7 protein-coding genes and 1 pseudogene are annotated in these 7,278 nt (G+C 54.6%); 4 read left to right on the top strand and 4 right to left on the bottom strand.

Features of this window, described 5'->3' with window-relative positions; translation table 11 throughout:
- The 3 genes from BBW68_RS09980 to parC form a co-directional block, all read right to left on the bottom strand.
- A partial coding sequence (locus BBW68_RS09980) for an IS6 family transposase (RefSeq protein ID WP_148127626.1) occupies positions 1–275 on the bottom strand: 275 nt, incomplete at its 3' end.
- Between the two features lie 156 nt (positions 276–431).
- Entirely contained in the window at positions 432–1,169 is a 738-nt protein-coding gene (locus BBW68_RS09975) for a 1-acylglycerol-3-phosphate O-acyltransferase (protein WP_070135243.1), read from the bottom strand.
- A gap of 51 nt (positions 1,170–1,220) precedes the next feature.
- Positions 1,221–3,497, bottom strand: coding sequence for a DNA topoisomerase IV subunit A (parC, locus tag BBW68_RS09970; protein WP_070135242.1), 2,277 nt, complete (start codon positions 3,495–3,497; stop codon positions 1,221–1,223).
- Positions 3,498–3,915: 418 nt separating this feature from the next.
- On the opposite strand from parC, the gene nadC reads away from it, so the two are divergent.
- The 4 genes and pseudogenes from nadC (at position 3,916) to yacG (ending at position 6,654) form a co-directional block, all read left to right on the top strand.
- On the top strand, positions 3,916–4,806 hold the full coding sequence (gene nadC / locus BBW68_RS09965) for a carboxylating nicotinate-nucleotide diphosphorylase (protein ID WP_070135241.1): 891 nt from the start codon (positions 3,916–3,918) through the stop codon (positions 4,804–4,806).
- A gap of 275 nt (positions 4,807–5,081) precedes the next feature.
- Complete coding sequence (coaE, locus tag BBW68_RS09960; protein WP_070135240.1) at positions 5,082–5,693, top strand: dephospho-CoA kinase; 612 nt, start codon at positions 5,082–5,084, stop codon at positions 5,691–5,693.
- Positions 5,694–5,697: 4 nt separating this feature from the next.
- A pseudogene (gene zapD / locus BBW68_RS09955) lies at positions 5,698–6,441 on the top strand (cell division protein ZapD).
- A gap of 9 nt (positions 6,442–6,450) precedes the next feature.
- Entirely contained in the window at positions 6,451–6,654 is a 204-nt protein-coding gene (yacG, locus tag BBW68_RS09950; RefSeq protein ID WP_070135239.1) for a DNA gyrase inhibitor YacG, read from the top strand.
- A 9-nt stretch (positions 6,655–6,663) separates the two neighbouring features.
- Here the strand turns inward: yacG and mutT are convergent, their stop codons facing one another.
- Positions 6,664–7,071 carry an 8-oxo-dGTP diphosphatase MutT gene (mutT, locus tag BBW68_RS09945; protein WP_070135238.1) on the bottom strand — a complete coding sequence of 136 codons (408 nt, stop codon included), beginning with the start codon at positions 7,069–7,071 and terminating at the stop codon, positions 6,664–6,666.
- Between the last annotated feature and the right edge of the window lie 207 nt (positions 7,072–7,278).

The raw sequence follows: 7,278 nt of genomic DNA, 5'->3' as shown, positions 1-7,278 counted from the left end.
TACAGATAAGCCCAGCGTCCGTTGACCTTCACGTAGGTTTCATCGAGATGCCATGAGCCAAAACCGGAAGGTTGACGCCAGTACCAGCGCCGCCGCTTTTCCATTTCAGGTGCATAACGCTGAACCCATCGATAAATCGTGGTGTGATCGACATTTACCCCTCGCTCAGCCAGCATCTCCTGCAGCTCACGATAACTGATGCCATATTTGCAGTACCAGCGGACGGCCCACAGGATAATATGACGCTCAAAATGTCGACCTTTAAATGGGTTCATGTGCTGCTCCTTCAACTAAACAGTGGCATCAGTTTACCATCGCCAGATCTTTGCAACAGTGCCGCAGTGACCGTATTCCATTTTTTATCATTGTGCGCAGGCTGTGCTGCCGTCTTTCGCGGTCAGCTTGGCTGCCAGTGCGGCCACTGCGTTAATTTATAGCTTACCTGCGGCTTCGCGCTCTGCCACTTCGGCATTTAATTCATTCAGCTTAGCCGCCATCAGCTCGCGACAGTGTGTCGCCAGCTTACGCACCGACTGGTCGGCAAAGGCTGCAGTATCCACCGGCTGCAGCATTTCGACAATCGCAAGGCCGTTTTTCAGGCGGTTGAGCTTAATTTTGCCGTGGGTGTTGGATACCACCACCGGAATAATCGGTACGCCCGCCGCGATGGTCGCGTAGAAGGCACCGGTTTTAAACGGGAGCAGGCCGCGGCCGCGGCTGCGCGTCCCCTCGGGGAACATCCAGAATGAGATCTTCTTCTTCTTAAACTGAGCAACCAGCTCGCCAATGGTGCCGTGCGCTTTAGCACGGTTGTTACGGTCGATCAGCAGGTTACCGGTCAGCCAGTACAGCAGGCCGAAGAACGGCACCCACAGCAGGCTGGTTTTGCCCACGGTCACCGTGGTTGGCTGCACAATCGCGGCAGCGGTGATCATGTCGTAGTTATTCTGATGGTTACAGATATAAATTGCATTCGGATAATTCTCTGCGCCCTGCGGCTTACGCAGCTCCACCTTCAGGCCAAAGACCGGCGCCAGACGGCCAAACAAGTGGCCAAAGGTTGCCACGTGGCGCGGGTTACGCGGGCTGAACAGGCAGTAAATACAGCCAAAGATACACAGCAGAATGGAGTACACCACCACGATGATGGTACGTAAAATAGCAAGCATCAAAACCTCGTCGTCACCTTAAGGCAGCGGCCCGCATGTAGGCCGCCGTCGTTACTCTTCGCTGTCATCTACCGGTGCAGCGCGCACTGGCCCTTCAATTTCGACTTTGTCGATACGCTGCAGACCGCGCGGCAACAGCGTGCCACGGCGGCCGCGTTCGGCACGGAATTTCTGCAAATCGGCGGCTTGCAGCGTCAGCTTGCGTTTGCCCACATACAGCGTAATGGCGCTTTGCGGCAGCAGCAGCAGCAGCCAGGCCAGCTTGTCTACACCCGAAGCTGCCTGCACAGAAGGGATAGAGATAATCTTGTTACCCTTACCCTTCGACAGCTTCGGCAGGTCACCCACCGGAAACATCAGCATCCGTCCGGCAGTGGTGATCGCCAGCAGCAGATCGTCATTGCTGTGGATCGCCATCGGCGTCATCACTTTGGCGTTTTCCGGCAAGCTCAGCAGCGATTTACCGGCGCGGTTGCGCGAGACCAGATCGCTAAAGGTACAGATAAAGCCGTAACCGGCATCGGAGGCCATCAGCAGTTTCTGATCGTCATTCTCCATAAGCACCTGCTCCACTACTGCGCCCGGCGGCGGCGTGAGTTTGCCGGTCAGCGGCTCGCCCTGCCCGCGTGCCGACGGCAGCGTGACCGGGTCGAGCGCGTAGCTGCGTCCAGTGGAATCGATAAAGGCCACCGGCTGATTGCTCTTGCCGCGTGCGGCGGCGCGAAAACTGTCCCCGACCTTGTAGCTCTGGCTGGTCGGGTCGATATTGTGCCCCTTGGCGCTGCGTACCCAGCCGCTCTGCGACAGCACAATCGTGACTGGCTCAGACGGCACCAGCTCGTTTTCGCTGATCGCTTTCGCTTCTTCACGCTCACTCAGCGGCGAACGACGATCGTCGCCGTAGGCCCCGCTGTCTGTTTGTAGCTCTTTCTTCAGCAGGGTATTCATTTTGCGTTCGGAGGCCAGCAGCGCTTCCAGATGGGCGCGATTTTTCTCCAGCTCATCCTGCTCACCACGAATTTTCATCTCTTCCAGCTTGGCGAGATGGCGAAGTTTTAGTTCGAGGATCGCTTCAGCTTGGGTCTCTGAAATGTCAAAGCGCGACATCAGCACCGGCTTCGACTCATCCTCGCTACGGATGATGTGGATCACTTCATCAATATTGAGGAATGCCACCAGCAAACCGGCAAGGATATGCAGGCGCTTGAGCACTTTTTCCAGACGATAGTTGAGGCGGCGGCGCACCGTATCACGGCGGAACACCAGCCACTCGGAGAGGATCTCCAGCAGGTTTTTCACCGCCGGGCGGTTATCTAGGCCGATCATATTCAGGTTGATGCGGTAGCTGCGTTCCAGATCGGTGGTAGCAAACAGGTGGTTCATTACCTGCTCCATGTCCATGCGGTTTGAGCGCGGCACAATCACCAAGCGCGTCGGATTCGCATGATCGGATTCATCACGCAGATCCTCCACCATCGGAAGCTTTTTATTGCGCATCTGCGTGGCAATCTGCTCCAGCACCCGCGCACCGGAAACCTGGTGCGGCAGCGCGGTGATCACCACGTCGCCATCCTCTTTCTTCCACACGGCACGCATGCGCACCGAGCCACGGCCGTTCTGGTAAATTTTGCGGATCTCACTGCGCGGCGTGATGATTTCAGCCTCGGTCGGATAATCCGGCCCCTGTACGATATCCAACAGCTCATCGAGCGTGGTTTTCGGATTGTCGATAATCGCCATCGCCGCCTGCGCCACTTCGCGCAGGTTGTGCGGCGGAATATCCGTTGCCATGCCGACCGCGATCCCAGTGGTACCGTTCAGCAGGATATTCGGCAGGCGCGCCGGCAGCATCGACGGCTCCTGCATGGTGCCATCGAAGTTCTGTACGAAGTCAACGGTGCCCTGACCCAGCTCGCCCAGCAGCACTTCGGCATACTTTGACAGGCGCGATTCGGTATAACGCATCGCAGCGAAGGATTTCGGGTCATCCGGTGCCCCCCAATTTCCTTGGCCATCGACCAGCGGATAACGGTAGGAGAACGGCTGCGCCATCAGCACCATCGCTTCATAACAGGCGCTGTCGCCGTGCGGATGGTATTTACCCAGTACGTCACCGACGGTACGCGCCGATTTTTTAAACTTGGCGCTGTTATTCAGGCCCAGTTCGGACATGGCATAGATAATGCGGCGCTGAACCGGTTTCAGGCCATCACCGATGTAAGGAAGCGCTCGGTCCATGATGACGTACATGGAGTATTTAAGGTACGCATCTTCGGTAAAGGTGTGCAGGGAAAGGCGCTCTGCACCATCCTGCGTCAGGTCACTCACTGTTCTCTTCTCCTCACTTCGCGGCGCGTTAAGGGCAAGGCACCACACAGCTGTAAGTTTGGCGAGGATAGTACCTTATATGGTGAGGGTCTGTCACAAGGATCAGCGATTAAGCCGTGCTGTCAGCCACAAATTTCGGATAACCTAGTTTCAGAACAGCGAGGACAAACCACATCAACCTTTGCCATCAATCATCCAAAAAGCAAAGAATACAACAACACTAAGTCTGCGTCACGACCGCTGGGCAAACCCTAATTACATCAATATCTTTGCAACAGTGCCACGGCTTCGAGGTCGAACGTTATCAGTTTCAACAGCGGCATTTTGGCACTCCTCCCACGCGCTGAGGTGGCTGGCAAGGCAGGGTTAAACAGGCTAGCATGTCAGCCTCTGTTACCCGACCTTTCGGAGTTTGATCATGACGTCTCGCTGTTACGATCCTGATAGCCGCCGTGCTGAACTGATGGACCGTATTGAGGATGATATTCCCCCTAGCGTAGCGCTGGCGCTGCGTGAAGATCTGGGTGGCGAAGTGGATCCCTGCCAGGACATCACTGCCAGCCTGCTTTCTGACGATACGACCTCGCATGCTGTTGTCATCACCCGTGAACCCGGTATTTTTTGCGGTAAACGTTGGGTGAAGGAAGTGTTTATCCAGCTGGATGACAAAGTACAGATTACCTGGCATGTGGATGACGGTGATAAGATCGTCGCTGATCAGACGCTGTTCGAAGCTATTGGTCCGGCGAAACTTATTCTCACCGCAGAGCGCACCGCGCTAAATTTTGTGCAGACGTTGTCCGGCGTAGCGACCAAAGTTAGCCGCTATGTGGCTATTCTGGAAGGCACCCGCGCCCAGCTGCTGGATACGCGTAAAACCCTGCCCGGGATGCGTACCGCGTTGAAGTACGCCGTGCTGTGCGGCGGTGGCACCAACCATCGCCTTGGTCTGTCGGATGCCTTTTTGATCAAAGAAAACCACATTATTGCCTGTGGCTCGATCACCAAAGCGGTGGAAAAAGCCTTCTGGCTACACCCTGATGCGCCGGTAGAAGTCGAGGTCGAAACCATGGAAGAGCTGGAGCAGGCGCTGCAGGCTGGCGCAGATATCGTGATGCTCGATAACTTTACCGTCGAGCAGATGCGCGATGCCGTCAAGCTGAGTGATAACCGCGCCCTGCTGGAAGTCTCTGGGAATGTGACCGACGAAACCCTGCGAATCTTTGCAGAAACCGGCGTGGACTATATCTCCGTTGGTGCATTGACGAAACATGTGCGTGCCCTCGATTTGTCGATGCGCTTTCGCTAACTTAATGTCTTCTTCCGATGCGCATAACGATTATGCTGATTGATGGCGGTGATCCGAGAGCGCCCCCTTCAGGATAACGCGGCGCGGATAAAGCTGAATGCCTGTTCCAGTGACACTATTATACGCGCTAAGAACGCGCTGACAAGACTGCGAAATTTGCTTTATTTACGCTACAATCCGCTAAATTTACCTGTAAAACTGCTTTGTGATCTGCACCTCAAAATTGAGCTGTCCGGTGTAAAATTAGGTCAACAAAGCAGCGAGAACTTGAAAGCATGCCTTATATCGTTGCGCTAACTGGCGGCATTGGCAGTGGAAAAAGTACTATCGCTAACGCTTTTGCCGCATTGGACATTGATATTGTTGATTCCGACGTGATTGCGCGCCAAGTGGTAGAGCCCGGGCAGCCAGCACTGGCGGCCGTTTCCCAGCGCTTTGGTGACGAGATTCTGCACCTGAACGGTTCGCTGAACCGGGGCGTATTGCGCCAGAAAATCTTCAGTTCGCCGCAGGATAAAAGCTGGATTAACAAACTGTTACATCCTTTTATCCATGCAGAGACGCGTAAGCAGTTAGCATTGACCCGCTCAGCTTGGTGCCTGTGGGTGGTTCCGCTGCTGGTAGAGAACCATTTGCAACACATCGCTGACCGGGTGCTGGTGGTCGACGTAGACCGTGAAACCCAGCTGGCGCGAACCCTATGCCGCGACGGTATCAGCCGTGAACAGGCGGGAAATATTCTTGTTGCTCAAGCCTCGCGTGAAGCGCGCTTGGCAGCGGCGGATGACATTATTGATAACAGCGGATCGCCCGAAGCGGCGATCGCGCGCGTTGCTGAACTCCATCAGCACTATTTGGCGCTGGCAGCAGCAATCGATCGAGATTAACAGCATGAGCACAACGGTTCTTTTGAACATCCACTGAACGAAAAAATGCGTACTTGGCTGCGTATCGAATTTTTACTCAAGCAACTTAGCGCCAGCCAGAACATTGTTGATCACTTGGGCGCGCTGACATTTTTCCGTAATGCCGCCGATCTGCTCGACGTGTTTGAACGTGGTGAACTGCGCACCGAAATCTTTAAAGAGTTGGAGCGTCAGCAGCAAAAACTGCAGTCATGGTTCAAAGTTCCTAGCGTCGATACCGCCACTATTGATGCCCGGCTAGCCGACCTGAAAACCCGCGGTGCGGCGCTGATGGTCGCTCCGCGCATGGGCCAGCTGCTGCACGAAGATCGTTTAATTGCCTTAGTGCGTCAGCGTTTAAGCATCCCGGGTGGCTGCTGTAGCTTTAGATCTGCCGACGCTGCATATCTGGCTTCATATTGAACAACCGCTACGTGACCAGCAGGTGGTCATATGGCTGAACTCCCTAGCGCCAATGCGCGATGCATTGACGATGATCCTCGACTTGATCCGTCAGTCCGGGATCTTCCGCAATCACACTAGCCTGAACGGTTTCTTCCAAGATAACTCTGAGGGTGCTGACCTGCTGCTCCTGCAGTTAAAGCTGGACGACTCTCTTTATCCGCAGGTTTCCGGTCATAAAATCCGTTATGCCATCCGTTTTTTGCCGCTGGATAGCGAATGTGGTGAAGTTACCGCCCCTCTCGATTTTGAGCTGGCCTGTTGTTGAGGTAATTGTATGAATGATGTAATCATGGTGAACTGCCCGACCTGCGGCAAGCAGGTGATTTGGGATGAACTCAGCAGCTGGCGTCCGTTTTGCAGCAAGCGCTGCCAGCTGATCGATCTTGGCGAATGGGCCGCTGAAGAAAAGAGAATTCCCAGCAGCGACGGTCTGAATGACAACGAAAGATGGAGTGAACAACTGCTCGATCGCGACTAGCTGTTAAGGTTACGGCGTGGCCTGATGCGCTTCAGCTTTCAGGCGCACCACCAGCTCCGCATTGGCCAATGGAAATTCATCAGCCTGCAGATTAGCCTGCGCTACCCAGCGTGACGGTTGCCCTTCCCGCCCATACGGCTCCCCATTCCACTGTTCAACCAGAAAGAAGTGCAGCGTCACACGCAGGTCGGCGTAAGTATGGTCGGCAATCCCGTATGAGCTGGCGCTCAGCACCTCAATGCCATTTTCTTCCTGCAGCTCACGTTTCAACGCCAGCTCTGGCGTTTCTCCGCTCTCGATTTTACCGCCCGGAAATTCCCACATGTTTGCCATATGCGAACTGGCGGCGCGCTGCGCCAGAAAAATCTGCCGAGCGCCGTTACGGATAATGCCTACTGCTACCTGTAAATGTTTCATGCTTATTCACTCTGCCAAGGTTTAGTTCAAACCGCGCCACTTTAATCACCGATTAGACTGGCCCCCTCAGGTAGAGTCTTGGGACGTGGTGTAAATTTGGAAGGATGGTGAGAGCCATCGGCTTATCCGGTAAGGTAATGGTTAATCAGACAATTATCTTAAAAGGAATAAACTGATGGCTGACCACAGCATGACATTCAGTAACAC

It is taken from the genome of Candidatus Erwinia dacicola (genome assembly GCF_001756855.1).
In the GTDB taxonomy this organism is placed as follows: domain Bacteria; phylum Pseudomonadota; class Gammaproteobacteria; order Enterobacterales; family Enterobacteriaceae; genus Erwinia; species Erwinia dacicola.
This window is presented reverse-complemented; position numbering and strand designations above follow the sequence as displayed.

Bases quoted from the DNA above. Each gene is read 5' to 3' on its own strand.
- yacG (WP_070135239.1), top strand. From the start codon at position 6,451: ATGAATGATGTAATCATGGTGAACTGCCCGACCTGCGGCAAGCAGGTG.
- BBW68_RS09975 (WP_070135243.1), bottom strand. From the start codon at position 1,169: ATGCTTGCTATTTTACGTACCATCATCGTGGTGGTGTACTCCATTCTG.
- coaE (WP_070135240.1), top strand. From the start codon at position 5,082: ATGCCTTATATCGTTGCGCTAACTGGCGGCATTGGCAGTGGAAAAAGT.
- mutT (WP_070135238.1), bottom strand. From the start codon at position 7,071: ATGAAACATTTACAGGTAGCAGTAGGCATTATCCGTAACGGCGCTCGG.
- nadC (WP_070135241.1), top strand. From the start codon at position 3,916: ATGACGTCTCGCTGTTACGATCCTGATAGCCGCCGTGCTGAACTGATG.